This is a genomic window from Klebsiella sp. MS 92-3, assembly GCF_000195655.1.
GTDB classification, from domain to species: Bacteria; Pseudomonadota; Gammaproteobacteria; order Enterobacterales; family Enterobacteriaceae; genus Klebsiella; species Klebsiella pneumoniae.
This window is the reverse complement of the sequence record NZ_GL882839.1, coordinates 1-25267: the sequence shown is the minus strand read 5'-3', so window position 1 is coordinate 25267 and position 25267 is coordinate 1. Positions and strand designations below refer to the sequence as shown.

Annotated in this window: 26 protein-coding genes and 4 pseudogenes; 15 read left to right on the top strand and 15 right to left on the bottom strand. The window is 58.3% G+C overall.

Features of this window, described 5'->3' with window-relative positions; translation table 11 throughout:
• Positions 1–19: 19 nt before the first annotated feature.
• Positions 20–1516: an NCS1 family nucleobase:cation symporter-1 gene (locus HMPREF9538_RS07250; RefSeq protein WP_004176095.1), complete on the bottom strand. Its 1497-nt coding sequence runs from the start codon at positions 1514–1516 to the stop codon at positions 20–22.
• A gap of 144 nt (positions 1517–1660) precedes the next feature.
• Here HMPREF9538_RS07250 and HMPREF9538_RS07255 point away from each other — a divergent pair, with 144 nt between their 5' ends.
• The 3 genes and pseudogenes from HMPREF9538_RS07255 to puuE all read left to right on the top strand — a co-directional run bounded on the left by HMPREF9538_RS07255 (position 1661) and on the right by puuE (position 4065).
• A complete protein-coding gene (locus HMPREF9538_RS07255) occupies positions 1661–2377 on the top strand; it encodes a GntR family transcriptional regulator (RefSeq protein WP_004176096.1) in 717 nt (238 codons plus the stop codon).
• Positions 2377–3242: pseudogene (gene hpxA / locus HMPREF9538_RS07260) on the top strand (allantoin racemase). Before HMPREF9538_RS07255 ends, hpxA begins: the two are co-directional and overlap by 1 nt.
• Positions 3133–4065, top strand: a complete 933-nt coding sequence (puuE, locus tag HMPREF9538_RS07265) for an allantoinase PuuE (RefSeq protein ID WP_009485814.1) — start codon at positions 3133–3135, stop codon at positions 4063–4065. The pseudogene hpxA and the gene puuE overlap by 110 nt, the downstream one beginning before the upstream one ends.
• Before the next feature lie 88 nt (positions 4066–4153).
• Here puuE and HMPREF9538_RS07270 read toward each other — a convergent pair whose 3' ends face one another.
• Positions 4154–4945 carry a sulfite exporter TauE/SafE family protein gene (locus tag HMPREF9538_RS07270; protein WP_004176099.1) on the bottom strand — a complete coding sequence of 264 codons (792 nt, stop codon included), beginning with the start codon at positions 4943–4945 and terminating at the stop codon, positions 4154–4156.
• A 109-nt stretch (positions 4946–5054) separates the two neighbouring features.
• Here HMPREF9538_RS07270 and HMPREF9538_RS07275 point away from each other — a divergent pair, with 109 nt between their 5' ends.
• Complete coding sequence (locus HMPREF9538_RS07275) at positions 5055–5822, top strand: AraC family transcriptional regulator (RefSeq protein ID WP_004176100.1); 768 nt, start codon at positions 5055–5057, stop codon at positions 5820–5822.
• Positions 5823–6024: 202 nt separating this feature from the next.
• A complete protein-coding gene (locus tag HMPREF9538_RS07280) occupies positions 6025–6249 on the top strand; it encodes a hypothetical protein (protein WP_004176101.1) in 225 nt (74 codons plus the stop codon).
• Between the two features lie 162 nt (positions 6250–6411).
• On the opposite strand, the gene HMPREF9538_RS07285 is transcribed toward HMPREF9538_RS07280, so the two are convergent.
• Both HMPREF9538_RS07285 and HMPREF9538_RS07290 read right to left on the bottom strand, forming a co-directional pair.
• Positions 6412–7107, bottom strand: coding sequence for an alpha/beta fold hydrolase (locus HMPREF9538_RS07285; RefSeq protein WP_004176102.1), 696 nt, complete (start codon positions 7105–7107; stop codon positions 6412–6414).
• Positions 7108–7438: 331 nt separating this feature from the next.
• Positions 7439–8164, bottom strand: a complete 726-nt coding sequence (locus HMPREF9538_RS07290) for a GMP synthase (protein ID WP_009485810.1) — start codon at positions 8162–8164, stop codon at positions 7439–7441.
• Positions 8165–8256: 92 nt separating this feature from the next.
• On the opposite strand from HMPREF9538_RS07290, the gene HMPREF9538_RS07295 reads away from it, so the two are divergent.
• A complete protein-coding gene (locus tag HMPREF9538_RS07295) occupies positions 8257–9057 on the top strand; it encodes an AraC family transcriptional regulator (RefSeq protein WP_009485809.1) in 801 nt (266 codons plus the stop codon).
• A gap of 461 nt (positions 9058–9518) precedes the next feature.
• On the opposite strand, the gene HMPREF9538_RS30355 is transcribed toward HMPREF9538_RS07295, so the two are convergent.
• Positions 9519–10418, bottom strand: coding sequence for a hypothetical protein (locus HMPREF9538_RS30355; RefSeq protein WP_004176105.1), 900 nt, complete (start codon positions 10416–10418; stop codon positions 9519–9521).
• Between the two features lie 202 nt (positions 10419–10620).
• Positions 10621–10977, bottom strand: coding sequence for an ASCH domain-containing protein (locus tag HMPREF9538_RS07300; RefSeq protein ID WP_073549839.1), 357 nt, complete (start codon positions 10975–10977; stop codon positions 10621–10623).
• 177 nt (positions 10978–11154) lie between these two features.
• Here HMPREF9538_RS07300 and HMPREF9538_RS33005 point away from each other — a divergent pair.
• Positions 11155–11322, top strand: a pseudogene (locus tag HMPREF9538_RS33005) (EamA-like transporter family protein); the annotation flags it as partial.
• A gap of 3 nt (positions 11323–11325) precedes the next feature.
• On the opposite strand, the pseudogene fabF reads toward HMPREF9538_RS33005, so the two are convergent.
• The 4 genes and pseudogenes from fabF to HMPREF9538_RS32435 form a co-directional block, all read right to left on the bottom strand.
• Positions 11326–12600: pseudogene (gene fabF / locus HMPREF9538_RS0128190) on the bottom strand (beta-ketoacyl-ACP synthase II).
• Positions 12601–12619: 19 nt separating this feature from the next.
• Positions 12620–12795: pseudogene (locus HMPREF9538_RS30350) on the bottom strand (EmrB/QacA family drug resistance transporter); the annotation flags it as partial.
• 41 nt (positions 12796–12836) lie between these two features.
• Positions 12837–13394 (bottom strand): winged helix-turn-helix transcriptional regulator, encoded by a 558-nt coding sequence (locus HMPREF9538_RS07310; protein WP_004176109.1) that lies wholly within the window; start codon positions 13392–13394, stop codon positions 12837–12839.
• The gene (locus HMPREF9538_RS32435) at positions 13391–13513 is read right to left on the bottom strand and encodes a hypothetical protein (protein WP_032408689.1); all 123 of its coding nucleotides are present in this window, start codon (positions 13511–13513) and stop codon (positions 13391–13393) included. The genes HMPREF9538_RS07310 and HMPREF9538_RS32435 overlap by 4 nt, the downstream gene beginning before the upstream one ends.
• 201 nt (positions 13514–13714) lie before the next feature.
• On the opposite strand from HMPREF9538_RS32435, the gene asd reads away from it, so the two are divergent.
• The gene (asd, locus tag HMPREF9538_RS07315; protein ID WP_009485802.1) at positions 13715–14833 is read left to right on the top strand and encodes an aspartate-semialdehyde dehydrogenase; all 1119 of its coding nucleotides are present in this window, start codon (positions 13715–13717) and stop codon (positions 14831–14833) included.
• Between the two features lie 37 nt (positions 14834–14870).
• On the opposite strand, the gene HMPREF9538_RS07320 is transcribed toward asd, so the two are convergent.
• From HMPREF9538_RS07320 to hpxW, 5 genes are all read right to left on the bottom strand, one after another.
• A complete protein-coding gene (locus tag HMPREF9538_RS07320) occupies positions 14871–15293 on the bottom strand; it encodes a GNAT family N-acetyltransferase (RefSeq protein WP_004176111.1) in 423 nt (140 codons plus the stop codon).
• Positions 15294–15378: 85 nt separating this feature from the next.
• Positions 15379–15765, bottom strand: a complete 387-nt coding sequence (hpxZ, locus tag HMPREF9538_RS07325; protein WP_002905421.1) for an oxalurate catabolism protein HpxZ — start codon at positions 15763–15765, stop codon at positions 15379–15381.
• Complete coding sequence (locus HMPREF9538_RS07330; RefSeq protein ID WP_009485801.1) at positions 15762–17159, bottom strand: AtzE family amidohydrolase; 1398 nt, start codon at positions 17157–17159, stop codon at positions 15762–15764. The genes hpxZ and HMPREF9538_RS07330 overlap by 4 nt, the downstream gene beginning before the upstream one ends.
• Positions 17156–17341 carry an oxalurate catabolism protein HpxX gene (hpxX, locus tag HMPREF9538_RS07335; RefSeq protein WP_004212136.1) on the bottom strand — a complete coding sequence of 62 codons (186 nt, stop codon included), beginning with the start codon at positions 17339–17341 and terminating at the stop codon, positions 17156–17158. Before hpxX ends, HMPREF9538_RS07330 begins: the two co-directional genes overlap by 4 nt.
• Positions 17342–17351: 10 nt before the next feature.
• Positions 17352–18938, bottom strand: a complete 1587-nt coding sequence (gene hpxW / locus HMPREF9538_RS07340; protein ID WP_020316896.1) for an oxamate amidohydrolase — start codon at positions 18936–18938, stop codon at positions 17352–17354.
• Positions 18939–19117: 179 nt separating this feature from the next.
• On the opposite strand from hpxW, the gene hpxU reads away from it, so the two are divergent.
• The 7 genes from hpxU to hpxK form a co-directional block, all read left to right on the top strand.
• Positions 19118–19957 (top strand): MurR/RpiR family transcriptional regulator HpxU, encoded by an 840-nt coding sequence (gene hpxU, locus HMPREF9538_RS07345; RefSeq protein ID WP_004176115.1) that lies wholly within the window; start codon positions 19118–19120, stop codon positions 19955–19957.
• Positions 19958–20171: 214 nt separating this feature from the next.
• Entirely contained in the window at positions 20172–20957 is a 786-nt protein-coding gene (locus HMPREF9538_RS07350; RefSeq protein ID WP_004143665.1) for a transporter substrate-binding domain-containing protein, read from the top strand.
• Between the two features lie 9 nt (positions 20958–20966).
• Positions 20967–21632: an amino acid ABC transporter permease gene (locus HMPREF9538_RS07355; protein WP_004176117.1), complete on the top strand. Its 666-nt coding sequence runs from the start codon at positions 20967–20969 to the stop codon at positions 21630–21632.
• Complete coding sequence (locus HMPREF9538_RS07360) at positions 21632–22288, top strand: amino acid ABC transporter permease (RefSeq protein ID WP_004176118.1); 657 nt, start codon at positions 21632–21634, stop codon at positions 22286–22288. The genes HMPREF9538_RS07355 and HMPREF9538_RS07360 overlap by 1 nt, the downstream gene beginning before the upstream one ends.
• Positions 22269–23006 carry an amino acid ABC transporter ATP-binding protein gene (locus HMPREF9538_RS07365; RefSeq protein ID WP_004143660.1) on the top strand — a complete coding sequence of 246 codons (738 nt, stop codon included), beginning with the start codon at positions 22269–22271 and terminating at the stop codon, positions 23004–23006. Before HMPREF9538_RS07360 ends, HMPREF9538_RS07365 begins: the two co-directional genes overlap by 20 nt.
• Positions 23007–23021: 15 nt before the next feature.
• A complete protein-coding gene (locus HMPREF9538_RS07370) occupies positions 23022–24263 on the top strand; it encodes a pyridoxal-phosphate-dependent aminotransferase family protein (protein WP_009485799.1) in 1242 nt (413 codons plus the stop codon).
• Positions 24260–25267: allantoate amidohydrolase (hpxK, locus tag HMPREF9538_RS07375; RefSeq protein WP_009485798.1), on the top strand; the 1008-nt coding region annotated here is incomplete at its 3' end. The genes HMPREF9538_RS07370 and hpxK, both read left to right, overlap by 4 nt.

Genomic DNA, 25267 nt, shown 5'->3' with positions numbered 1-25267 from the left:
GGGGGGGGGGTGGGGAGGGTTACTCTTTTTGCGCCACCGCGCCGGAGCGGAAGGCAGCTTTCGCCTGCACTTCGCGCTCGTCGCGAGCCAGCCAGCGGTAGGTGGTGGCGCCGAGGAAGACGCCGATAAACCAGCTGAAGTTCGCCACTTCATGCAGGGCCGGAATAAAGCTGATAATCAGCCCCAGGCCCACCGACGGCAGCAGGGCGGCAATCGCTTTCGGGTTAAAGCCGTTGCGGTACCAATATTTACCCTGCGGCGTATCGTCAAACAGATCGTCCACTGACACCCGGCCGCGTTTGATCAGGTAGAAGTCGGCGATCAGGATGCCAAACAGCGGGCCAATAAAGGCGCCCAGCACGTCGAGGGTATAGTGGATCAGCTCCGGCGAGTTAAACAGGTTCCACGGCGTCAGGAGTATCGAGCCCACCGCGGCAATCATCCCGCCGGTACGGAAGCTGATTTTCTGCGGGGCGCAGTTGGAAAAATCGAAGGCCGGCGAGACGAAGTTAGCCACGATATTAATGCCGATGGTGGCGGTGATCATGGTCAGCAGGCCGATGGCCACCGCCAGATCGTTACCCACGCGGCTGACGGTTTCGATCGGGTCGGTGATCATTTTGCCAAACAGCGACTGGGTGCCGGAGACAATCACCACGGTAACCACCGAGAATAGCAGAAAGTTAAACGGCAGTCCCCAGCGGTTACCGCGGCGGATCTCGCCCATGCTTTTGCCGTAGCGGGAAAAGTCACCGAAGTTAAGCAGCGGCCCGGAGAAGTAGGAGACCACCAGCGCCGTGGCGGTGATCATCTGCCAGGTCTGCTCGCCGGCGCTCAGGGATTTGCTGGCGAGGGTAAAGGAGATACCGTCCAGACCAGTCTTGTATACAATCCAGCCGGCCAGCGCCAGCATCACCACATAAACCGCCGGACCAGCGATATCGATAAAGCGTTTGATGGCGTTCATGCCATGCCAGAACACCATCGCCTGCAGCAGCCACATAGTGGCGAAGCACAGCCAGCCGAGGGGCGACAGCCCGAGAAAGCTGCTGCTGGTTAGCGAGGCAAGGGAGGGCCAGAACTTGAGCAGGACCAGCATCAGGGCATTCGCCGCCAGATAGGTCTGAATGCCGTACCAGGCAAAGGCGATCAGCCCGCGGATCACCGCCGGGATATTGGCGCCGAAAACGCCAAACGCCTGACGACAAATCACCGCGTAAGGCACCCCGGCCATCTGGCTCGGCTTCGCCACCAGGTTGGCGCACAGCTGGACAATACAGATGCCCACCAGCAGGCAGAGCAGAACCTGCCAGCTGGCCAGCCCAAGCGTAAAGAAGCTCGCCGCCACTACGTAGCCGCCCATGCTGTGCACGTCCGACATCCAGAATGAAAAGATATTGTACCAGCTCCAGTTCTGGTCGCGGGTCGGCGCCAGATCGTCATTACATAGCCGCGGACTGTAGCCGGCGGCCGCCTTGTGAGTCTTCGTCTGCTGCGTGTGGGATGAATGTGGCATGAAACCTGCTCCTCTGAATGAAAACCCTTTGATATGGATTGCTGAGGCTATTGCAGGATCCAGGCCAGAATGATGAATCTTGTATACAAAAATTAAATTTTATGTATACGATCTGCTATCGATAAGTGAAACCGGAGTGGGTTAATGAATAATGAACATCGTCTCCAGGCCGCGCCAGCGCTGCAGGACAAGGACGAAAGCATTTACCAGGCGCTGATGACGGCTATCGTCGAACATCAGCTGCCGCCGGGCAGCAAACTGCCGGAAGAGGCGCTGGCGGAGGTGTTCGCCGTGAGCCGCACCGGCATCAGAAAGGTGCTGCAACGACTCGCCGCTGTGCAACTGGTCACGTTGACGCCCAAACGTGGTGCACACGTCACCAGCCCGAGCGTGGAAGAGTCCCAGGCGATCTTTCGCACCCGGGCGCTGCTCGAGGTCGCCAATCTCCCCGATGTGATCGCGCGCTGTCAGCCGCCGCATCTGGCGGCGCTGGAGAACATTATTCAGCGTGAACAGCAGGCCCATGCGACGCACGACGGCCCGGCGGCGATCCGCCACTCCGCTGACTTTCATATTCAGCTGCAGGCTATCTCCGGCAACCCGGTGCTCACCGAGATGGTGACCCGCCTCAGCCAGCGCTCCTCTTTAGTGATTGCCGCCTGGGGCGCCCCCTGGCGACAGGGCTGCCGTTGCGACGATCACCAGCAGCTGGTCGGTTTGCTGCGGGATAAAGCCCTGCAGCCGCTCAGCGAGGCGCTGATGCACCATTTTGATCATATTGTCGCCAGCCTGTGCTTCGAGCGCGATGGCGTCAGCCTGCCCGATTTTTCCCGGCTGTTCGCCGGCCACAAGGAGTCGTGATGTCTTCCGTTCGTATACAAGTGATTAACCCCAACACCAGCCTGGCGATGACCGAAACGATAGGCGCCGCCGCGCGTGCGGTCGCTGCGCCGGGCACCGAGATCCTTGCGGTCTGTCCCCGCGCCGGGGTGCCGTCAATTGAGGGCCACTTTGACGAAGCCATCGCGGCGGTCGGCGTGCTGGAGCAGATCAGGGCCGGACGCGAGCAGGGGGTGGATGGGCATGTGATCGCCTGCTTCGGCGACCCGGGGCTGCTGGCGGCGCGGGAGCTGGCCCAGGGGCCGGTGATCGGTATCGCGGAGGCGGCAATGCATATGGCGACGATGGTCGCCACCCGTTTCTCCATTGTGACCACGCTGCCGCGCACGCTGATCATCGCCCGTCATTTGCTGCACCAGTACGGATTTCATCAACACTGCGCGGCGCTGCACGCCATTGATTTGCCGGTGCTGGCGCTGGAAGACGGTAGCGGCCTGGCGCAGGAGAAAGTGCGTGAGCGCTGCATTCGCACGCTGAAAGAGGATGGTAGCGGGGCGATTGTTCTTGGCTGCGGCGGGATGGCGACCCTGGCGCAGGAGCTGACCCGCGAGCTGCGGGTGCCGGTGATCGATGGCGTCAGCGCGGCGGTGAAGATGGTGGAGTCGCTGGTCGCGCTGGGCCTGGCGACCAGCAAGCATGGGGACTTAGCGTTCCCGGAGAAAAAAGCGTTAAGCGGACAGTTTCAGTCGTTAAATCCATTTTAAAAGGGGCAGGAGATGGGAGAGAACCAGGAACACTATCCTCGCGATCTGCGAGGTTACGCAGGGGAGCCGCCGCACGCGCGCTGGCCGGGTGGGGCGCGGATCGCGGTGCAGTTCGTTCTTAACTATGAGGAAGGCGCGGAGAATCACGTCCTGCATGGCGATGCGGGTTCGGAACAGTTCCTGTCCGATATTATCGGCGCCGCCAGCTACCCGGCGCGCCATATGTCGATGGATTCACTCTATGAGTACGGCAGCCGGGCAGGGTTCTGGCGCATCCATCGCGAGTTCAGCCAGCGCGGGCTGCCGTTGACGGTCTTCGGCGTGGCGATGGCGCTGGCGCGGCATCCGGAGATTGTGGCGGCGATCAAGGCTGCGGATTACGATGTGGTCAGCCACGGCTGGCGCTGGATCCACTATCAGCACATGGATATCGCCGAGGAGCGCGCGCATCTGCAAAAAGCGGTGCAGGTACTGACCGACCTGTTCGGCAAACCGCCCACCGGCTGGTATACCGGCCGCGACAGCCCTAACACCCGCCAGCTGGTGGTGGAGCACGGCGGCTTTGACTACGACAGCGATTATTACGGCGATGATTTACCTTTCTGGAGCGAAGTGGGCTGCAGCGACGGCAGCCAGCGGCCGCACCTGATCGTGCCTTATACCCTCGACGCCAACGACATGCGCTTCGCCACCGCCCAGGGATTCAACACCGCGGAGCAGTTTTATACCTATCTGAAAGACAGCTTTGACGTGCTGTATGCCGAGGGTGAAACCGCGCCGAAGATGATGTCCGTGGGAATGCACTGCCGGCTGCTGGGGCGCCCGGGCCGTTTCCGCGCGCTGCAGCGTTTCCTTGACTATATCCAGCAGCACGACAAGGTGTGGGTCTGCACCCGGCAGCAGATTGCCGACCACTGGCGCGAAACCCATCCGTATCGCGGGTAGCTTGTTGCCCCTGAACCTGGCCCTCTCTCCAGGGAGAGGGCTCCGCCCGGCCGCGTCTGTTACACCGGTTCACCAGAATGTAATTTGATTATTGAATAAGCATGGCGAGGAGTACCAGGCACAGCAGCAGCACATAGATGCGCGCATACCATACATCAGGTACCGCAGGGATTGCCCGGCGGCTAAACACTATTCCGGCCCAGCCGGTCAGGACGAGCAGGCCTAAAATTTTCAGGCTGATAAACCCCAGAAATCCGCTCAGCGGAATGCTGTGCCAGCCAATGACGGCATAGGTCACAGCCCCGCATAGCGCCACGGGCAAAGAAAGCGGGTTGGATGCGCTAACGCACTCCTGCATTGCATACCCGTGTCGTCGTAGCAGGGGCACCGTCATGACGCTGCCGCCCACGCCCAGCAATGCGGCGATCGTACCGATAATTACACCGCCGCCGGTGACCACGGGCAGGGACAGGCGACGCCGAGCGCTGCCCGTGAAAAAACCCTTGCGCAACAAACAATCGCTGATGGTTGCCAGCATATAGAAAATAAACAGCGCGCGAACGATATTCTCGCTCAATATCCCCGCCAGACAGGAGCCTACCACCGCCCCAATGGCAATAAACCATAACAACGGAAACAGCGTCTGCGCGGCAAGCCTGCCCGCCCGCCAGTTTCGATAGCTGACCCAGCCGGCGTTAAATATCATCACCGCCGTTGAGGTAGCCACTGCGACATGCATGGCGTTGCCCGCGATCGCCGGCTGCCGGAGCATCAGTTGATAGACAAAGGGCACCACCACAAAGCCGCCGCCGAAGCCGAACAGCACCGTGGTAATGCCGGTAGTAAAGCCTGCCAGCGCAATAATAACGATCTCATTCAAGAGAGTATCCCCGACCTGAAAATGAGCGAGCAGCTTATACCGGTCGCGTACTGCTTCCCATTTGCGTAGCGCTCAATTACCTTTGTAAATCGGTCAGAGGGAGGCAGGTGTGCGCAACGTAAAAATTGACGAGGTCGATCGACTCGATCGTGATGTGGTGGCGTTAGGTAATGACTATGCGCAGGGATTTATCCTGCCCCCGCACCAGCATCGTCGCGCACAGCTACTGTATGGCGCGACCGGACTGATGTATGTCACTACGCAAGACGGAGAATGGGTGGTTCCTCCGCAACACGCTGTCTGGATCCCCCCTGAAACCGTGCATGCCGTCAGATTTGCAGGGGTGACCACGCGTAGCTTGTATATTGAGCCAGATTGTGTGGCCGCTTTCATTAAACACCGTCGTTGCGAAGTGATCAGCGTCTCGCCGCTGTTGCGCCAGCTACTGCTTGAGGCTGTGGATTTACCACCGTTGTACGACAGCCCACGCGATCGCACGCTGATACAGTTGATGTTGCTGGAACTGGCCGCCATGCCGGTCCGCGAATTTGACATTCCGTTGCCGCAGCATCCGGCGCTGCTGGCGCTTTGTCAGGCTTTTTTGCTTAACCCCTCTATCCATGATCCTGCGGCGCGCTGGGCCAGGGCGCTGTTTATGAGTCCTAGTACCTTTCGCCGCCATTTCCTGAAGCAGCTGGGCCTGTCGTTTTCCGCCTGGCGACAGCGAGCCTGCGTGGTGAGCGCCCTGGCATGGTTGATAGCAGGCAAACCGGTGAACGAAGTGGCATTATCCCTTGGATACGACAATGCGTCCTCTTTCGCCACCATGTTCCGCCGCGTGACCGGGCAGCCGCCGTCGTTTTATCACCCAGCCTGAGGCGTCGGAGAAGGGGACTCCCGCAGCATGTGTCGGAAATGAATGTCGCTTTTATGGCGTTGCTATGCGTTTACGCGGTCATAAGACAGATAATCCAGGAAGGCCTGGCTTCGTTTTCAGGTACCCCTACATTTAGTGGTGGCTACATCCAGGCGGTTTATCTATTCTGCCTGTAACCGTGAGAAGACCGGAGTCTCTCTTTGTGAACCATCTTATCGTTGAAAAAATCATCATCATCATTCTTCTCATCCTGTGGGGATTCGATACCTTCAGAACCAGGAAAAGAAAACGCTATGATCCCGCGATTGAAGCGGCTGATGCCAGCGAACGTTATCAATGGCGCTATCTGAGATGGGGATTTCGAATCATACAGGTGGTAGCGGGAGTGTATATCGTCGTGCAGCTGATTCAGGTTTTACTGAGATAGAGGCCGCCGGCAGGGCGGCGGGACAGAACATCTGGCTGACCAGAATGAGGTCAGACAATAGCACTTTTCACGTCGGCAAAGGGGAATGTCAGCTCTGAGCCAGGAACGGAACTTACCCCGATGAAGTAAATCCGGATTTTTGCCGGATAAACCCCCAATAATTTACGTAGCAGGGATCCATTCAACAATAATTCTTGCCAACTCCCTGGGCTGTTCGAGCGGAATCATATGGCCGCAATCCAGAATGATTCTTAACGACGCATAAGGTATGGCTTCGACCAATTCTTCTGCCTCCTTCATCGAACGGATGGCATCATCTTCACTGGCGATAACCAGCGTTGGACAACGTATCGTTGCAGAAGGTATACCTTGCCTGGATAAGGATGATTGCGTGATGAAGGCTTCAAATCCCAGAGAGCATCCCATTTTCTGGATAGCTGAAATCATATCCTGATTTGATGTGTTTAGAGGGTGGAGTGACCGGGCAATAGCATGTCTGCTCAGCCCCTTAAAGGTTGTGGGGGACAATGACTGCACGCTTTTCCGCTTTGCTTCAGCTTCCAACGGCGTATCTTCCCGTAAGGAACTGGCAATAAGCACTAAGGACTCTACACGTTCAGGGAATTCTGCTGCCAGTTGTCGGGCAATATATCCTCCCATCGAAAAACCTATCAAAGAAAACTTCTCAGGCAGAAGAGTAATCAAATGCTGCACTACATCATGAATGGTTCGTCCTTCAGTTACAGCTGCATGATGAACAATACAGTTTGACGGGAGATATGTTTCAAATTCATGCCAAAGCATTTCATTCAGCATAAACCCAGGAATTAAAACGATTCTACGCGGCTTTAAACTCATAATTCTCGCTTAAATGCATCAGTGTATTTATTGGATAAGACAGGTTAAAAATATCTTACTAACAGCGACAATATCAAATTGCAGCCCTGGATAGGCGTTTGTCTATTTCCACAGAGTTTCTGAACGTTTCTAACGTTCTCCCTGGCTTCCTCCACCATCAACAGGCTGATCCCGAATTGAGCAAGCTCTAATGCCCAGGTCCGTGTACAACCTACCAGAGCACTTTTCCGCTTCTCGCTCATAGCGGACCTTCAAATCAGATAGCTTGTCCGCTCTGTGCCAGGAGCGGACATTAAAATCAAAACCGATGGCAAGCTTACCGAGCATAACATTATGCTTGCGCTGCTGTGTAACGTGCTTCCAGCTTATCCAAAAAGCCAAAAAGTACTTGATTCATTTCACTGTAATCGTGCGCCCGGAGCGCTTCAGGCGTGTCAACGAAACGATATTCTGCTGCACGGCTCAGGTCTTTCTCAGAATGAGCGATCAGCCGTTCTACAACGTCCAATGTGAGCTCCATGTGGCACTGGAAACCAAAGACGCGGTCTGAATAGGCAACGATCTGCCGGGGACAGCCTTCGCTGTAAGCGATAATTTTAGCCTCTGGCGTCAAGCCTGGCATATCGTTATGCCAGTGACCCACTGCCAGTGTTTTCCCAAAGTGAGAGAACATCTCATCCTTACTGCCGTCTTCGGTCAATGTGATCGGGAATTTACCAATCTCTTTTTCCGGGCTATGAGAGAACGGCGCGCCCAGCGCTTCACCAATGAGCTGTGAACCCAGGCAGATACCGATCACCGCCTTACCGGTTTTAACCGCGGAAGCAATCAGCGCCTGTTCCGCTTTAGCATTAAAGTGCGGGCACTCTTCAAGCGTGGTGTCCGGATCTTGCGGACCGCCCATAACGATAAGAAAATCGATGCCTACGGCGTCAGCAGGTAGCCGATCGCCTGCATAGACGCGTGAGTAAGTTACATCATGACCCTGGTTTATTGCCCAGGTTTCATATGCGCCCGGGGCTTCAAAACTTTCATGTACGATAAAGTGTACACGCATGAGGTTAAGCTCCTGTAATATCTTTGATGATCAGAATGATAAGTCACGCACCCATTGCCTAAGGCTCTACTCCGGGTGGTTCCAGTTTCGATATGATAATGGCAGGGGCTAAATCTGAAATGCCAGGTAGTATAGATAAAGCGCCAAGACATGATGAGGCCACAGGCTGGTCCAGTACTGCGATAAGCTATCAACGTGGTGAGGTAGATCCTCCCCATCATCATGTTGAGGGGCAGCTACTCTTCGCCACCAGAGGGGTTATGCTGGTGCAAACAGAGAGTGACCGTTGGGTGATCCCTCCTCAGCGGGCATTATGGCTACCGCCTTTGCATATCCATAGTTATCATCTGCTTTCACAAACCGATCTCAGGGCGATCTATTTCAGCAGTAGCCTTATCGCAGAATGTACGAGCTTTACGAAGAGTCAACAGGTGCATGTGATCACGGCTACGCCGTTAGTCAAAGAGCTTATCGCAGGGCTGTTCAGTGAGGACTACGCCAGACCGAGTCAACGGAAGATAGCTTTGTTGCTTCTGGAAATTCTCAGCGAGGCTCCACCTTTAACGATGGCGCTACCCATGCCGAATGATGAGCGATTATTTAGCGCGGCCAGATCGCTACTGGTCAATCAGCGCTGGGAAGCATCGCTGAGCGAGCTGGCTTTTATGTCGGCCATGTCGGAACGGACCTTTTCCCGCTTGTTTATGAAGGATACAGGCTTTAGTTTTAGAACATGGAAGCAGAGAGCCAGAATTTGCGCTTCGTTGGATCTTCTCGCGAACGGTGTTCCAATCAAACAGGTCGCTTACCAGCTTGGTTTCTCATGCCCGGCGGCCTTTACCGCTGCTTTTCGCTGCATTTTGGGGGCAACGCCACGCGATTATGTGCCTTAAACCGGGAAACCCTCAAAGCGGTCTTTGAGACTGTCATGGGCATATTACCAGACGCAGAAACCCTGCGAGGGTAGGGGTATCCCGCCTTTGCTGTTGAGAAAGGTAGTTTAATTTGCACCCGACATCACTCTCATTGATTAAAGCACGGAGTGGAGATTACTGCGGTCCACAGTTCTGACAAACCGTGAAAGAGAAGGCCTGCGTAAAGAAAAAAGGTGTCGCGATGCGTGATGAAATTACCTTACGACAGACCTTACGGTGATTTACGGCACCGGGTGGATTCCGGACGCTGTGAGCCCCTCATTGCTACGAAGCCTGATTCTGCTGTACCTCACGCCATATGATAGCTTGCGCAGCAATCACATCCTGCCCATTAATGCGTCCAGGGGAGTACTCCCGGGCCCTGGACATCCCCTGTGTGCCAAAAGCGGAAGTAGGCTGAAGATAAATTAGCATTGCTGTTAGTCGTGGGTTCTGCAGATGGGTAGAAATTGATAACTTAGGATGCAAGTTCGTCCCGCTCTTTCTGCAGTTTTCATCGAGGGGATATTCTGCGGAATAATTGTGCCCATATACATAGATAGTTCCGAATCGGAATGAGTTAATAATCGGTACAGCAGGCGTTGCGCTCGGGCCGACAATGATCGACCACGAAAAGCAGGAAGTATTACTTTGTCAGTAATACGATATCCTCTCAGAAAAGCGAGGTTTCCTTTCTGGCATATTAGCAACCCGGCGCGAACATCGTTTTCATAGATAATAAATACTTCTCTCTCAGAAATATGGTCACACAACTCTTCGTCATCAACTGCTACCAAATTGCTTGCAGATAGTTCGCGAACTGTCTGCCATGTATGCTTATAGGCATCGCCCAGGGCCTGACAACACCAGTCAAAATCTTCGTATGTCGCCACTTGCAAAGTAAGAGATTTATCATTGAATTCAGGGGGTTCAGAAAAAGAAGTGGCATATATATACTGGTCGGGAATACCCTGCGGGAAGGACTGGCCGGGTACAAGAATGCGGACATACTGAGCTCTGAGTTGTGACCATTCCTTACTAATGAGTTCTAATGCAGTATGATTTAGGTCAGAATCCATACCTACAATATCAATAAAAGGTTTGTTAATATTTCCGCCCTGATAACGGGGGCCAGTAAGAAATTGCTTTCCATCAATTTTGAGTTTTCGTTGTAAAAAATATTCCTGACATAAACCAGTTTCTCTCCAGGGAAATCGCGCCGAGAAACTTCTGTCTGTACACCTCGATTCCTGCTCTGACAACCATTGTTTTAACCATGAACGTAGAGTAACTTCAGGCACAGGTAGCCTGGCATATTGAGATAGCATGTAAGATAGCATAAAAAATATTTTGCCCTTGGATGTAAAAATGTTTTTTTAAAAAAATCAGAATAGTTCTACTCTCATTTTATTACCAATTATAGCTGGCACGTCAGCTCCTTGCTCAATGCGGACCTTTAGCTCGACAGCTTGTCCGCTCCGCGCCAGAAGCGAACAGTGTTATGAGTGGCCAGTGATAAAACTTCAGCCCGTTGACCTTGCCTTACAGCACCTCAACCACTTCAAATTCTTCTGCGATCAACTCCATATCTTCAGAAAAATGACCTGCAGAGCTGAAAAATCTCTGATGCTCTTTCTTCCAGTATTCAAGGCTTAAATCGCCTTCACCTTCTTTGCGGGCGAACGCTTCAGTGACATCACAAAAACGAACCAGCTGCATCGAAATCAGTCTGATCACGCAAACTGGAACATTCTGACCATCAAGAATAATGTTATAACTCCCGATTCTCGGGGCGGATTCTTCCTGCTGGTAAGAGGCAAAAGATCCGCAAGAGGCCGTTTTGATCCCTTTTTTGATCAGGTCAGCAAGCTCGTTAGCCAGTTCCGGACTGTCACCCATTTGCCAGGCATCTGCGCCGGGATATTTCTTTTTTATTTCCTCAACCTCAACCATGAAAATTCCTTCGTTATCGTCAATGAAAAGAAAAGCTATCCCTTTTTTAACATGAGCGGTCCCAACATAATAGGCGATATCATTCTTTAGATAGTGTGGTCCGTTCTTCGCTCAAAACTGACCTTGATCGATAACTTCGGCTGGCTGGACAATGCGTCGATTCCATTCTCGATGAGCCGAATCGGTGCCATTGTCTCCCTGGGTATCGCGCTGTACTTGATTTACTCCAGCAGCAGGGCAAAAGCCGCAACGGTGGAAATCCCCCGTCGGCCAGTACCGCAGGGGAGCTGACGATTATTGCCAGCGTTTCAGCAGCAGGCTGGCGTTAACGCCGCCAAAGCCAAAACCGTTCGACAGCGCATAACGCATCTTCTGCGGGCGGGCCTGCAGCGCCACCAGGTTCATGCCTGCCGCGTCTTCATCGGGGTGATGCAGGTTCAGCGTCGGCGGCACCACCTGGTCACGCAGGGCCTGAATGGTGAAGATGGCCTCGATCCCGCCGGCCGCGCCTAACAGATGGCCGGTGGCGGATTTCGTCGAGGTAATGGCGACCGGATGCGCGCCAAACAGCGTTTTAACCGCCGCCAGCTCACCTTTATCACCGACCTGCGTCGAGGTGGCGTGGGCATTGATATGGTCAATCTCGTCGACGGTCACCCCGGCCTGGCGAATTGCGGTCTCCATGGCCCGACGTGCGCCGTTCCCGTCTTCCGGGCCCGCGGTCAGGTGATAAGCATCTGCGCTGGTGCCGTAGCCGACCAGCTCGGCCAGCGGCGTGGCGCCGCGCGCCAGCGCGTGCTCCAGCGACTCGATCACGATAAGCCCGGCGCCTTCTCCCATCACAAAACCATCGCGGTCACGGTCAAAGGGGCGGGAAGCGCTTTCCGGCTGGTCGTTGGAGGCGCTGGACAGCGCCCTTGCCGCGGCAAACCCGGCCAGGCTAACGCGATGAATTGCCGCTTCCGCGCCGCCGCAGAGGGCAATATCCGCCTCGCCGCTGCGGATCAACCGCGCTGCATCGCCGATGGCCTGGGCACCCGCTGCGCAGGCGGTGACCGGCGCGCCGATGGGGCCCCGGAAGCCGTGGGCGATAGACACATGCCCGGCGGCCAGGTTGGCCAGAAAAGAGGGGATAGTGAACGGCGAGAGACGACGCGGCCCGCGTTCATCGGTGGTATGTACCGCATTGGCGATCTCGCTGAACCCGCCGATCCCGGTGGCGATCACCGTGGCAGTGCGTTCCTGTTCGGCCTCGGATGCTGGCGACCAACCGGCCTAAGCCAGCGCTTCGCGGGCGGCGACCAGCGCAAACTCAATAAAGCGATCCATCTTTTTGCGCTCTTTCGCCGGGATGGTCGCCAGCGGGTCGAAGCCGTGCAGCGGATCGCTGTCAATGGACGGCACCTGGCCGGCCACTTTGCAGGGAATATCCGCGACCAGCTGCTCGCTGAGTCGGGTGATCCCTGACTTTCCTGCCAGCAGCGACTGCCAGACGTGCTGTACGCCGCAGCCCAGCGGGCTGACAATCCCCATCCCGGTGACGACAATGCGTTTAACGGAAACGCCCATAGTTAACTCTCCTGTAGTATCAGTGTGCCGGCGGCTTTTTCATCAAGGGAACCAGCAGCGCGGCAAGTAAAAAAACCATCATGATGAGGTAGAACGCATCGGAAAAGGCCTGGGTTCGCGCCTCCCGCAGCGCCAGCGCGGCATCCGGTGAGATCCCCGCGTGGCGAAGTTTGCCGCGCTGCGCTGAACAAAATCCTGGCGTTATTCAGATGGCCGCCAGAACGAGGACGCTTTTCTTACTGGTCGGATTCATTGCTGGCATCTCTGTAAGGTTCAGGCTGGAATTTTTGCCCGCTATCGCCTTCGCGTTTGCGCAGCAGATATTCATGACGATATTTCATCAGCGGCGAGGCGGCGGGGCCCGGCACCATGGCGTATTTACCCGGGATAATCTCTTCCCCTGTCGCTTTATCCACCATGACTGGCTCCACGTGGCGCTGGGTTGCCATTTCCACCAGCTGCATCTGACGCCCTTCGGGGGCGAAGTGGCGATTACCCCATTCCGCCAGCGCCAGCAGCACCATGCGGAAATCGCGGCCGCGCGGCGTGAGGTGGTATTCGTAGCGCGGCGGGGTGCTGCTGTAGCACACCTTCTCCAGCAGTCCGTCATCGACCAGTTCCTTCAGGCGGCGCGACAGAATATTGGGCGCGACGTTGCTGCTTTTCTGGAACTCGTCAAAGCGGGTAAAGCCCGCGAAGGCATCGCGCAGGATCATGATGCTCCAGCTGTCGCCGATGCGGCCCAGGCTGCGGGCGATGGGGCAGGGAGCGTGGCAAAGCGGTTCATTTTTCATGGGCTGTCCAGTAACCAGGTGGCTTTTGCCAGCAAATTGACATAGTAACTATCAAAATGCAAGTTACTCTTCATGGTACCCGGAGAAGAAGCTGCTCCCGTTTCGCTACGCCGTTTCACCTTTGAATGCCGAAAACTGGACAGTCGCCGCCGCCTTATATCTGCTTGACCGTAATAAGAGATAAATATCGCTGATGGCAGATGAAACATTTTAATAATGATAAAAATCGAGGTGCTGGGTAATGACCTTTATTGGGGGATACGATATAAGGTATGGCGACACTCAAATTAACATTCTCATAACTTATAAAGGTTAAATAAATGAAGCAGGTGGGTATTGTTGGTTGGCGAGGGATGGTGGGCTCAGTATTGTTGCAACGCATGATCGAAGAAAATGATTTCGACGATATTACAGCGTATTTTTTTAGTACCTCCAGTGCGGGTGCCCCGGGCCCGGTTATTAATGGTAAAAGCGACAGGCTGAAAGATGCGAATTCCCTTAGCGCACTCGCCGAAATGGATATCATCATCACCTGTCAGGGCGGGGATTATACCAAAGCCATCTATCCGGCGTTAATTAACCATGGCTGGCAAGGTTACTGGATTGATGCGGCTTCGGCGCTGCGGATGGATGAAAGAGCCTGCATTATTCTCGACCCCGTCAACCGCGAAAATATCGATAGTGCGGTAAAAGCGGGAATTAAACTGTTTGTCGGCGGCAACTGCTCCATTACGCTGAGCCTGATGGGGTTGGCCGGGCTGATAAAAGCGGATCTTATCGAATGGATGAGCGTGATGACCTATCAGTCTGCCTCCGGGGCGGGCGCCAAACAGGTGCGGGAATTAATCGCGCAAAGCGCTTATATCAGTCAGCATTTATCCGCTGATGAACTGACATCATCAGGTTCCGTGCTGCCATTGGTAAATAAAGTGAGTGAGTTGATTAACAGCGCGGGCATGCCGGTGGAGAATTTTGGCGTCCCCCTCATGGGCAGCATCATTCCGTGGATCGACAGCGATCTGGGCGATGGAAACAGCCGCGAAGAATGGAAGGGCGAGGCGGAAACTAATAAAATTCTTGGCCTTGCGCCGGGTACCATCCCGGTCAATGGTTTATGCATTCGGGTCGGGGTGATCCGCTGTCACAGCGCGGCGATTACGCTGAAACTTAAACGTGAGGTCAGCGAAGCAGAATTTGCTGAGTTAGTCACCCATTCCCATCCGTGGGTAAACTATGTCCGCAATAATAAGCAAGAGAGTGTCAGTAAATTGACCCCGGCTGCTATTAGTGGTTCGCTGCAGGTAGGTATTGGCCGCTACAAGAAAATGTCGCTAAATAATGACCCAGTCTACTCGGTGTTAACGGTTGGCGATCAGCTATTGTGGGGGGCGGCGGAACCCCTGCGCCGCATGTTAAATATCCTGCTGGGCAAAATATAGTTACGGTCATCCGGGGAAAGCCCTCGCGCGCAGGCGGTTAAGACAAATGTTTAACGAAGCGTTTGCGAACCTCCTTGTAGCCGTTATTTTCATAAAATTGATGCGCTCTGATTCTTTTTTCACTACTTGAAAGCTCGATCTGAGCGCATTGTTTATCACGGGCGAGGCGCTCTGCGGCCTGGAGAAGCTGCTGGCCTATCCCTGATCCACGTGACGATTCCTCGATGACCAGCGCGGAAATTAATGCCCATAAACGGTTCTCATGTACCGGTAAAATAAAATTGATAACGATTACGCCACACACGGCGTTTTCTGTTTCCGCCACCAGCGCACTCATCATGCTCTGCGGGGCAGTGATGCGTTGCGCTAAGATCGCCGTCTCCGTCTGATAGCCCAACTGCAGAAATAGCGTTTGCAGCGAGGGGATATCTTTTGCTTCAGCAGCTCTGATGAACACCATGATCTTCGACTCCAAATAGCGTGTTACCGGACCGGAAGCGGGCCGGTGGATACCTTAGTCTCCGGTCCGCTCCCGTATACGCCACTCAGTCCATCAGACTGACCTGGGCGGCGACAATCCGCCAGCCGTAGGGGAAGCGTACCCAGGTCTGCTGCTGGCGGCCCAGGCGGGCGCTGCCTTCGCGGGTGAACTCGGTACTGCACACCGCCATATCCGCGCCAAAGGTGGTAATGGTGGTATGGCGCAGATCGCGGGCCAGACCGGCGGCGGGGCGGGCGGCGCGAAAGGCGCGGATCGCCTCAATGCCATACAGATTTTCGCCGGCTCCCAGCCGTACGGTGCGCGGGTCGTGCCAGAACAGCGCATCCAGCGCCTCGATGTTATTGCTGACCAGCGCCTCTTCATACTGATAAAACGCCGCCGTCACCTCGGCGAGGATCGCCGGGCGGTCTACATTATCCAGATTGATCATGCTGCACTCTCCGCCACTCGGGCATCGGTAATGCCCATCGCTTCCAGCGCCCGCGCGGCGCGAAGACAGGCTTGTTCGTTAAACGGCGCGGCAATCAGCTGCAGGCCAATCGGCTTACCGCTGGCGGTACGCAGGGGCACGGTCACCACCGGCAGACCGAGGAAGGAGATCGGCTGGGTCAGCATGCCCATGCTGGCGCGCACCGGCAGCGGCTGGCCGTTAATCACTATCTCCTCGGCGCCAATCGGCGTGGCGCTGCATGGAGTGGCCGGGGCAATCAGCACGTCGGCCTGACTGAACAGGGATTTGATCGCCTGACGGGCATGACGGCGGAAGCGCTGAGCCTGCAGATACCACGCCGAGGGGATCATCGCCCCGGCCAGCAGCCGCTCGCGGGAGTGGGGTTCAAAGCGCTCGGGCGAGTGGCGAAGATCCGCCAGATACTGATTGCCGCCTTCGCTGGCGCTGATGATAAAGGCCGCCGAGCGGGCCAGGGCGGCATCCGCGAACTGCAGCTCGCTGTCGGCGCTCAGCGCGTGGGCGACCCGATCCACGGCCGCCCGGGCGTCGTCATCGCACCAGGTGGTGAAATAGCCCCCCAGCCGCGCGCAGCGCAGCCCCTCCAGTCCGCGCTCCAGCAGGTTGCCGGTGCGCTCGCTGGCTTTATCGGCCTGAAAGTCATCGGCCGGGTCGCGTCCCTGCAGGGCGTCATACACCGCGGCGAGGTCGGCCACCCGACGGGCAAAGGGACCAATATGATCCAGACTGGCGACAAACGGATGGCTGCCGGAGCGGGAGAGGCGACCGAAGGTGGGTTTCAGGCCAAAGATCCCGCACAGCGACGCGGGGACGCGAATCGAGCCGTTGGTGTCGCTGCCGAGGCTGAAATGGACCAGTCCGGCCGCCACCGCCGCGGCCGAACCGCCGGAAGAACCGCCGGCGATCCGCGACAGATCGTGCGGGTTGCGCGTCGCGCCATAGTGGCTGTTTTCGGTGGTGAAGCCGTAGGCGTAGGCGTCCATATTGAGCATCCCGCTGAGCAGGGCGCCGGCGCTGTGCAGCTGGCGCACCGCCCAGCTATCGCTGGCTGCCGGCGGCCGGTCGCTCAGCAGTTCGGCGCCGGCGAGGGTGGTGTGCCCGGCGACATCAAACAGATTTTTCACCGCGTAAGGAATGCCTGCCAGCGGCGGCAGGGGGCGCTTTTCCCGGCGCAGGGCGTCGATGCTGTCGGCCTCCGCCAGCATGCGCTGGGCGGTGACCTCGGTCCAGGCGTTGATCTGCGGATTCACGCGGGCGATATCGTCCAGCGTCTGGCGGGCGATCTCCCGGGCGCTCAGTTCGCCTTCGTGCAGCGCACGCTGGATCTCGGCGATGGTGAAATGGTGAAGTGTCATGCTTTATACACCCCCGCAATCTCCTCGCGCGGCCCGAGGGGATAGTCCATCAGCGGCTGCGCCATGGCGGCGATGCGGGCAAACTGGCGCTCCAGCTCCTCACGGCGCGGCGCATCCAGCTCCATATGCAACAGGTGAGTCATCTGCGTCAGATACTCGCTCCAGTCTGGCTGTGTGGTCATGGTCTGCTCCTTAGTATCCGGCGGCGGCGCCGTTGCTGCGTGGATCGGTCGCCCCTTCAAGCAGACCGTTGGGATGGCGGACAATGGCCCCGGCGTGGCCCATCGCTTCGCTGAAATCGGCCAGCACTTCTACGTCGTGCCCCAGCTCGCGCAGGCGCGCGATACAGGCGGGGGCAAAGCGTCCCTCCAGCTTCAGTGAGTCGGAGGACTGGCCCCAGGTGCGGCCCAGCAGCCAGCGCGGACGGGAGATGCTCTCCTGCAACGGCACCCCCTGCAGGATATAGCGGGTAAACAGCGCCGCCTGCGTTTGCGGCTGACCGTCGCCGCCCATCGAGCCATAGACCATCACCCGGCCATCGTTCAGGCGCGCGGCGGCAGGGTTGAGGGTGTGGAATGGCTGTTTGCCAGGGGCCAGCGCCAGGAGATGCTGCGGGTCGAGGCTGAAGGCCGCCCCGCGGTTTTGCCAGACGATCCCGGTGTCCGGGAGTACCACGCCGCTGCCGAACTCGTGATAGATACTCTGAATAAACGACACTGCCAGTCCGCTGTTATCCACGACGCCCATCCAGACGGTATCGCCCGGGCCTTTGCCGCCGCCCCAGGGGGAAGCGCTGGCGTCGTCGATGCTGTCGGCCAGCGGCTGCAGGGCTTCCGGGGTGAGCAACTGCTGTACATCCACATCCAGATGGCGCGGATCGGTGATATGCGCATCGCGCAGGGCAAACGCCCGCTTGGTGGCTTCGACGATACGGTGCACCGTTTGCGCGTCGTCGGCATCGGCCATCTTCAGACGGTCGGTGATGCCAAGGATCGCCAGCGATACCAGCCCCTGCGTGGGTGGGGCAAGATTCCACAGCGTGCCCTGCTGGTGCTGGAGCGTCAGCGGCGCCGGACGCCGGGCGCGGTGGGTCTGCAGGTCGCGGAGGGTGACAGGCATCCCCAGCGCGGCCATACCCTGCGCGAGACGCTCGGCCAGCGGCCCGCGATAAAAGCTGTCGAGACCGTCGCTGGCCAGCATGCGCAGGGTACCGGCGAGGGCGGGCTGGCGAAAGCGGCTGCCGGGCCGCGGGGCCTCGCCCGCGACCAGCCAGGTTTCGCTGAAGCCCGGCTGATGGCGCAGCTCTTCCAGTTTGCTGGCGGTGGCGTGGGCCTGCGAGGCAGTGACCGGAATGCCGTCTTCGGCATAGCCGATCGCATCGGCCAGCAGGCGGGCCACCGGCAGCGCGCGGCCGGTTAAGTCCCGTGAAATACGCAGCGCCTCGTCCCAGCCGCTGACGGTGCCGGCGACGGTCAGCGCGGCCTGCGGTCCCCGGTGGGGAATATGCCGCTGTCCGGCGTAGGCCTCGAGGGTCGCCAGCGATCCGGCCGCCCCGCTGGCGTCAATGGCGATGGGGTCTCCCTCAGGCGGCACGATCAGCCAGAAGCCATCGCCGCCGAGGCCATTCATATGGGGATAGACGACGGCGATGGCCGCCGCGGCTGCAACCATCGCTTCAATGGCGCTGCCGCCCTCGCGCAGGATCGCCAGCGCGCTCTGACTGGCGAGGTGGTGGGGGGCCACCGCCATGCCGTGGGTCGAAACGTTGCTACTGTGCATAAATTATCCTTTCTGAACGAATCACCCGCAGAACACTGCAAAAGCTGTTCCATCTCTGAACGTTTCGTTTCATTGATAAAAACGATGACCAGAATTTTCCCACTGGCACGCTATGTGTAAGGCATAGCAGATACAGTATGATGAGGAATGGATGATGAAACGAAAGTTACAGGGGCGCTATGCAACAACTCGATGAACGACTGAAAGGGCAATACGCCTCGCTGTCGCCGCAGGAGCAGCGGGTGGCGGATTTCATCTTTGACCACTTTGATGACCTGATAAGCTACAACAGCGCCGAGCTGGCGCAGCTGAGCGGCGTGTCGAAAGCCACCGTCAGCCGGCTGTTCAAGCGCCTCGGTTACGACAAATATAAGGATATGCGCGATGAACTGCGCACCCTGCGCCAGAGCGGGATGCCGCTCACCGACCAGCGCGACGCGGTGCAGGGTAACACGCTGCTGGCGCGCCATTATAAGCAGGAGATGGCAAACCTCACCCAGTGGGTCAACGCCCTCGACGCCCGCCAGTTCGCCGAGGCGCTGACGGCGATGGTGGCCGCGCGCCGCATTGTGGTGATTGGCATGCGCAACGCCTATCCGGCGGCGCTGCATCTACGCCAGCAGCTGCTGCAGGCCCGCGGCCAGGTGCTGGTGCTGCCCCAGCCGGGTCAGAGTCTCAGCGAAGAGCTGGTCGATCTGACCGCCGATGATCTGGTGGTAATGATGGCGTTTCGCCGCCGGCCGCGAATAGTACGCCCGCTGCTGCAGCAGCTGCAGCGCGACGGGGTGCCGGTCCTGTTAATGTGCGAGCCGCAGGCCCACAGCCTGTTTCCGCTCTCCCGCTGGCAGCTCTGCGCGCCGCTGGACAGCGTCTCCGCCTACGATAGCTATGCCTCGGTCAACAGCCTGATTAATCTGCTGGCCAATGCCTTTCTCCATGAAACGCTCGACAGCGGTCGTCCGCGCATCCACGATATCGCCACGCTTTACCAGCAGCTGGACGAGCTGGAACAACGCTGATGGGGCGCCAGCGTGGTGCTGTGCATTATTATGGTGCAATAAAAACCACGTGATGGCGCCGCCGCTCTCTGAACACTTTTCCGTTAACGCTTGTCCTTTCTCACTTTTTGTTTTAATTCCTCGCCAACCCTCGCCTCGTCCGTATCTGGCACATTAGTTGCAAAAACAGATTCAAAGAATCTTTTGTTTCATGCTAACGTAACGGGTAAACATCATGAAGAAACTGTTGATCGCGCTGGCCGGGGCCGCTTGTCTCCTATCGTCTGTTTCTGCCGCGCAGGCTGACCAGCTCCAGGATATTGAAAAACGCGGCGTCATCCGCATTGCCGTACCCCAGGACTTTCCACCGTTCGGCTCGGTGGGTACCGACCTGCAGCCGCAGGGGTATGACATCGATATGGCGCGCTATCTGGCGAAATCGATGAAGCTCAAGCTGCAGCTGGTCCCGGTGACCAGCGCCAACCGCGTGCCGTATCTGCAGACCGATAAGGTGGACCTGGTGATCTCCAGCCTCGGCAAGAACGCCGAGCGCGAGAAGGTGATCGACTTCAGCCGCGCCTACGCCCCGTTCTTCCTCGGGGTGTTTGGCCCGAAAGGGGCGGAGCTGAAGGACGCGGCCGCGCTGAGCGGCAAAAGCATCGGCGTGACCCGTGGGGCGGTGGAAGATATGGTGCTGACCAGCGTGGCGCCGCAGGCGGCGCAGATTAAGCGCTACGAGGACAATAACACTACGCTGTCGGCTTACCTGTCCGGTCAGGTGCAGTATGTCGCCACCGGAAACCTGGTGGTGGCGGCTATCTCCCGGCAGAACGCCGACAAAGCGCCGGTCCCGAGCTTTATGCTGAAGGACTCGCCGTGCTTTATCGGTCTGAAAAAGAACGAACCGGCGCTGAAGGCGAAAGTGGATACCCTCATCGAGCAGGGCATTAAGGACGGCACCCTCAACGGTCTGTCTGAGAAGTGGCTGAAAGCGCCACTGCCTGCCAGCCTCGGCGCGTAAGGTCTGGGGATGACGGAGCAACTTCATTTCTCTGAGCTCTGGCCGCACTGGCCGGAGCTGCTGGCCGGTCTGTGGGTGACGGTGCAGTTGACGGTGCTGGCGACGATCGGCGGACTGGCGATCGGCATCCTTGGGGCGGCGATCCGCAGCGGTCGCCCGGGAATGCTCAGCCGGGTATGGGGCGGATATGTGGAAATCATCCGTAATACGCCGTTTGTGGTGCAGCTCTTTTTTATCGTCTTTGGTTTACCGAACCTCGGACTGAAGATGACCGCCGGTGAAGCGGCGCTGCTGGCGATGGTGGTTAACCTCGGCGCCTATAGTACCGAGATCGTCCGCGCCGGCATTCAGGTGACGCCGAAGGGCCAGTGGGAAGCTGGTCGCGTGCTCGGGCTCAGCCGGACGCAAACCTTCGTTCGCGTCGTACTGCCCCCGGCGCTGCAGCGGATTTATCCGGCGCTGGTCAGCCAGTGCATCATTGTGATGCTCGGCTCGTCAGTGGTGTCGCAGGTCTCCTATGAGGAGCTGACCTTCGCCGCCAACCTGATCCAGTCGCGGACATTTTTGAGCTTTGAGGTCTATCTGGTGACCACCGGGATCTACTTAGCGTTATCGATAGCGATGCGCCAGCTGCTGATGGCGGCGGGGCGTAAATGGCTGGGGGTACAGGCCTGATGACCACTTTTACTGACTGGGACATTATCCGCAACCTGCTACTGGCCGGTCGCTGGACGGTGCTGCTGTCGCTGGTCGCGTTCACCGGCGGGGCGCTGGTGACCTTACCGTTACTGCTGCTGCGTCTCACCGGCGGACGCCAGGTGAAACGGCTGATCCGCGGGTATATTGAGCTGTTCCAGGGCACGCCGCTGCTGATGCAGCTGTTTCTGGCATTCTTTGGCGTGGCGCTGTTCGGCGTTGACGTCTCGGCGTGGACCGCCGCCTCGGTCGCCCTGACGCTCTACACCAGCGCCTTTCTGCTGGATATCTGGTTCGGCAGCATTCGCGCGCTGCCGAAAGGCCAGTGGGAAGCCTCGCGCTGTCTCGGGCTGAGCTTCGGCCAGACCCTGTACCGGGTGGTGGCGCCGCAAGCGCTGCGCATTGCTATCGCGCCGACCGTCGGGTTCGCCGTACAGGTGATCAAAGGCACGGCGCTGGCATCGATTATCGGCTTTGTGGAGCTGACCAAGGCAGGGACGATGCTGACCAACGTCACTTATCAGCCATTTAAAGTGTTTGCCCTTGTGGCGCTGGGCTATTTCATTCTGTGCTATCCGCTGTCCCGCTACAGCCGCTATCTGGAGAACAAATTCAATGCCTCTCATCACCATTAATCAGATGCAGAAGTACTACGGCGACAACCATGTGCTGAAGGGCGTCGATCTGGATATCGACATGGGGGAAGTGATCTCGATCATCGGCCGCAGCGGCTCGGGTAAAAGCACCCTGCTACGCTGTATCAATGGTCTGGAGGGCTACCAGGAGGGAAGCATCAAGCTCGGGGGCATGACCATCACCAACCGCGATTCCCAGGCCCGGGAGATCAGCCGCTCCATCGGCATGGTGTTCCAGAACTTTAATCTCTTTCCGCACATGACGGCGCTGGAGAACGTCATGCTGGCCCCGCGGCGGGTGCTGAAGAAGTCCCAGGCAGAATGCCGGGAGCTGGCGCAGCGGATGCTGGAGAAGGTCGGGCTCGGCGACCGTCTGGATTACTACCCGGCCAACCTCTCCGGCGGCCAACAGCAGCGCGTGGCCATTGCCCGGGCGCTGGCCATGTCGCCGAAAGTTTTGCTCTGTGACGAAATCACCTCGGCGCTTGACCCGGAACTGGTGGGTGAAGTGCTGAAGGTGCTGGAGCAACTGGCGGCGGAAGGTATGACGCTGATCCTCGTCACCCATGAAATGAATTTTGCCCGCGAAGTGGGCGACCGCGTGGTGTTTATGCATCAGGGACGCGTCTGGGAGCAGGGCGACAGCAAAACGCTGTTCGCCAGCCCGCAGACCAGCGAACTGAAACAGTTTATCTCCTCGGTGCGCGGTCTTAACTAACGTAAGGAATGGCAGATGGATATCACTCAGTTTTCGCAAATTAACCCGCCGCAGCGCCTGCTGATGGGGCCGGGGCCGATCAATGCCGACCCGCGCGTGCTGCGCGCCATGTCGAGCCAGCTGGTTGGCCAGTACGATCCGGCGATGACCCACTACATGAATGAAGTCATGGCGCTCTACCGCGGCGTGTTTCGCACCGAAAATCGCTGGACGATGTTGGTCGACGGCACCTCGCGCGCCGGGATCGAAGCGATTCTGCTGTCGGCGATCCGTCCCGGTGACAAGGTGCTGGTGCCGGTGTTCGGCCGGTTTGGTCATCTGCTGTGCGAGATCGCGCGTCGCTGTCGGGCAGAAGTGCACACCATCGAGGTGCCGTGGGGCGAGGTCTTTAAACCGGATCAGGTTGAGGATGCGATCAAGCGCGTGCGGCCGCGCCTGCTGCTCACCGTGCAGGGCGATACCTCCACCACCATGCTGCAGCCGCTGGCGGAGCTGGGAGAGATTTGCCGTCGTCACGATGTGCTGTTCTATACCGACGCCACCGCGTCGCTCGGCGGTAACCCGCTGGAAACCGACGCCTGGCAGCTGGACGCCGTGTCCGCCGGGATGCAGAAGTGCCTGGGCGGTCCTTCCGGCACCTCGCCCATCACCCTCAGCCCGCGGATGGAAGAGGTCATCCGCCGCCGCCGCTGCATTGAGCAGGGGATCCGCACCGATGCCCATCACGATGGCGTCGACGAGATGATCTACTCCAACTATTTCGATCTCGGCATGGTGATGGATTACTGGGGGCCGGAGCGCCTTAACCACCATACCGAAGCGACCTCGGCGCTGTTCGCCGCCCGGGAGTGCGCGCGCCTGATCCTCCAGGAGGGACTCGACAACGGCATCGCCCGCCACAAACTGCACGGCGATGCGCTGCTGAAGGGCATCCAGGCGATGGGGCTCGAGACCTTTGGCGACCTGCGGCACAAAATGAATAACGTGCTGGGGGTGGTGATCCCCAACGGGGTCAACGGCGATCAGGTACGCAAACTGATGCTGGAAGATTTCGGCATTGAAATTGGCACCTCGTTTGGTCCGCTGCACGGTAAAGTCTGGCGCATTGGCACCATGGGCTATAACGCGCGTAAAGACTGCGTGATGCAGACGCTCAGCGCGCTGGAAGCGGTCCTGAACTACCTCAGGTTCACCACCACTCAGGGCGCGGCGATGCAGGCGGCCTGGGATCACTACCGCACCGAGGCCACCCTATGAGTGACACCGTCCGCCAGCAGGCGGAGAGAGAGGCGGCCGCCAGCCGGGTGATGGCGCGTGCCGATCGGCTGGCCGCCCTCAGCGAAACCGCCGATGCCCTGACCCGGGTCTATCTGTCGCCCGAGCATCTGCAGGCCAACCAGCTGGTGGGGCAGTGGATGCAGGCTGCCGGCATGATGGTGTGGCAGGACAGCGTCGGCAACATCTGCGGACGTTATGAAGGACAACAGGAGGGGGCGCCGGCGGTGCTGCTGGGCTCTCATCTTGACACCGTGCGCAACGCCGGACGCTACGACGGCATGCTCGGCGTGCTGGCGGCGATTGAGGTGGTCCAGCGTCTGCACCAGCAGGGGCGACGGCTGGCGAAGGCAATCGAGATCGTCGGCTTTGGCGATGAAGAGGGCACCCGCTTTGGCATCACCCTGCTCGGCAGTCGCGGCGTCACCGGCACCTGGCCTGAAAGCTGGCTGTCACAGTGCGATTCCGACGGGGTGAGCGTCGCCCAGGCGCTGGTGAATGCCGGACTCGATCCGGCGCGGATCGCCCACGCGGCCCGTCACCCGCGGGATATCGCCGCCTATCTGGAACTGCATATCGAGCAGGGGCCGTGCCTGGAGCAGGCGGGGCTGGCGCTCGGCGTGGTGGAGGCGATTAATGGCGCCAGACGGCTGAACTGCCGCTTTACCGGCGAAGCTGGCCATGCCGGCACGGTGCCGATGCTTCATCGCAAGGACGCCCTCGCCGCGGCGGCGGAATGGATGATGCAGGTGGAAAACCTGACCCGGCAGCACGGTGGCAACCTGGTGGCGACGGTCGGCACCCTGCGCTGTGCGCCGGGCGCGGTAAACGTGATACCGGGCGAGGTGCAGCTGACGCTGGATATTCGCGGCCCGCAGGATGCGCCGCTGACGGCGCTGCTGGAGGAACTGCTGGGGCAGGCGCAGGCCATTGCCGGGCGCCGCCAGCTGAGTTTCGCCGCCGAGGAGTATTATCGCATCGCCGCC

Bases quoted from the DNA above. Each gene is read 5' to 3' on its own strand.
- HMPREF9538_RS07310 (WP_004176109.1), bottom strand. From the start codon at position 13,394: ATGAAAAATGAACCGCTTTGCCACGCTCCCTGCCCCATCGCCCGCAGC.
- HMPREF9538_RS07320 (WP_004176111.1), bottom strand. From the start codon at position 15,293: ATGGTGTTCATCAGAGCTGCTGAAGCAAAAGATATCCCCTCGCTGCAA.
- HMPREF9538_RS07355 (WP_004176117.1), top strand. From the start codon at position 20,967: ATGACGGAGCAACTTCATTTCTCTGAGCTCTGGCCGCACTGGCCGGAG.
- HMPREF9538_RS07300 (WP_073549839.1), bottom strand. From the start codon at position 10,977: ATGGGTGACAGTCCGGAACTGGCTAACGAGCTTGCTGACCTGATCAAA.
- HMPREF9538_RS30355 (WP_004176105.1), bottom strand. From the start codon at position 10,418: ATGCTATCTTACATGCTATCTCAATATGCCAGGCTACCTGTGCCTGAA.
- puuE (WP_009485814.1), top strand. From the start codon at position 3,133: ATGGGAGAGAACCAGGAACACTATCCTCGCGATCTGCGAGGTTACGCA.
- HMPREF9538_RS07330 (WP_009485801.1), bottom strand. From the start codon at position 17,159: ATGACACTTCACCATTTCACCATCGCCGAGATCCAGCGTGCGCTGCAC.
- hpxU (WP_004176115.1), top strand. From the start codon at position 19,118: ATGCAACAACTCGATGAACGACTGAAAGGGCAATACGCCTCGCTGTCG.
- HMPREF9538_RS07290 (WP_009485810.1), bottom strand. From the start codon at position 8,164: ATGCGTGTACACTTTATCGTACATGAAAGTTTTGAAGCCCCGGGCGCA.
- HMPREF9538_RS07255 (WP_004176096.1), top strand. From the start codon at position 1,661: ATGAATAATGAACATCGTCTCCAGGCCGCGCCAGCGCTGCAGGACAAG.
- HMPREF9538_RS07250 (WP_004176095.1), bottom strand. From the start codon at position 1,516: ATGCCACATTCATCCCACACGCAGCAGACGAAGACTCACAAGGCGGCC.
- HMPREF9538_RS07370 (WP_009485799.1), top strand. From the start codon at position 23,022: ATGGATATCACTCAGTTTTCGCAAATTAACCCGCCGCAGCGCCTGCTG.
- HMPREF9538_RS07295 (WP_009485809.1), top strand. From the start codon at position 8,257: ATGATAATGGCAGGGGCTAAATCTGAAATGCCAGGTAGTATAGATAAA.
- asd (WP_009485802.1), top strand. From the start codon at position 13,715: ATGAAGCAGGTGGGTATTGTTGGTTGGCGAGGGATGGTGGGCTCAGTA.
- HMPREF9538_RS07285 (WP_004176102.1), bottom strand. From the start codon at position 7,107: ATGAGTTTAAAGCCGCGTAGAATCGTTTTAATTCCTGGGTTTATGCTG.
- HMPREF9538_RS07365 (WP_004143660.1), top strand. From the start codon at position 22,269: ATGCCTCTCATCACCATTAATCAGATGCAGAAGTACTACGGCGACAAC.
- hpxZ (WP_002905421.1), bottom strand. From the start codon at position 15,765: ATGATCAATCTGGATAATGTAGACCGCCCGGCGATCCTCGCCGAGGTG.
- HMPREF9538_RS07350 (WP_004143665.1), top strand. From the start codon at position 20,172: ATGAAGAAACTGTTGATCGCGCTGGCCGGGGCCGCTTGTCTCCTATCG.
- HMPREF9538_RS07360 (WP_004176118.1), top strand. From the start codon at position 21,632: ATGACCACTTTTACTGACTGGGACATTATCCGCAACCTGCTACTGGCC.
- hpxW (WP_020316896.1), bottom strand. From the start codon at position 18,938: ATGCACAGTAGCAACGTTTCGACCCACGGCATGGCGGTGGCCCCCCAC.
- hpxX (WP_004212136.1), bottom strand. From the start codon at position 17,341: ATGACCACACAGCCAGACTGGAGCGAGTATCTGACGCAGATGACTCAC.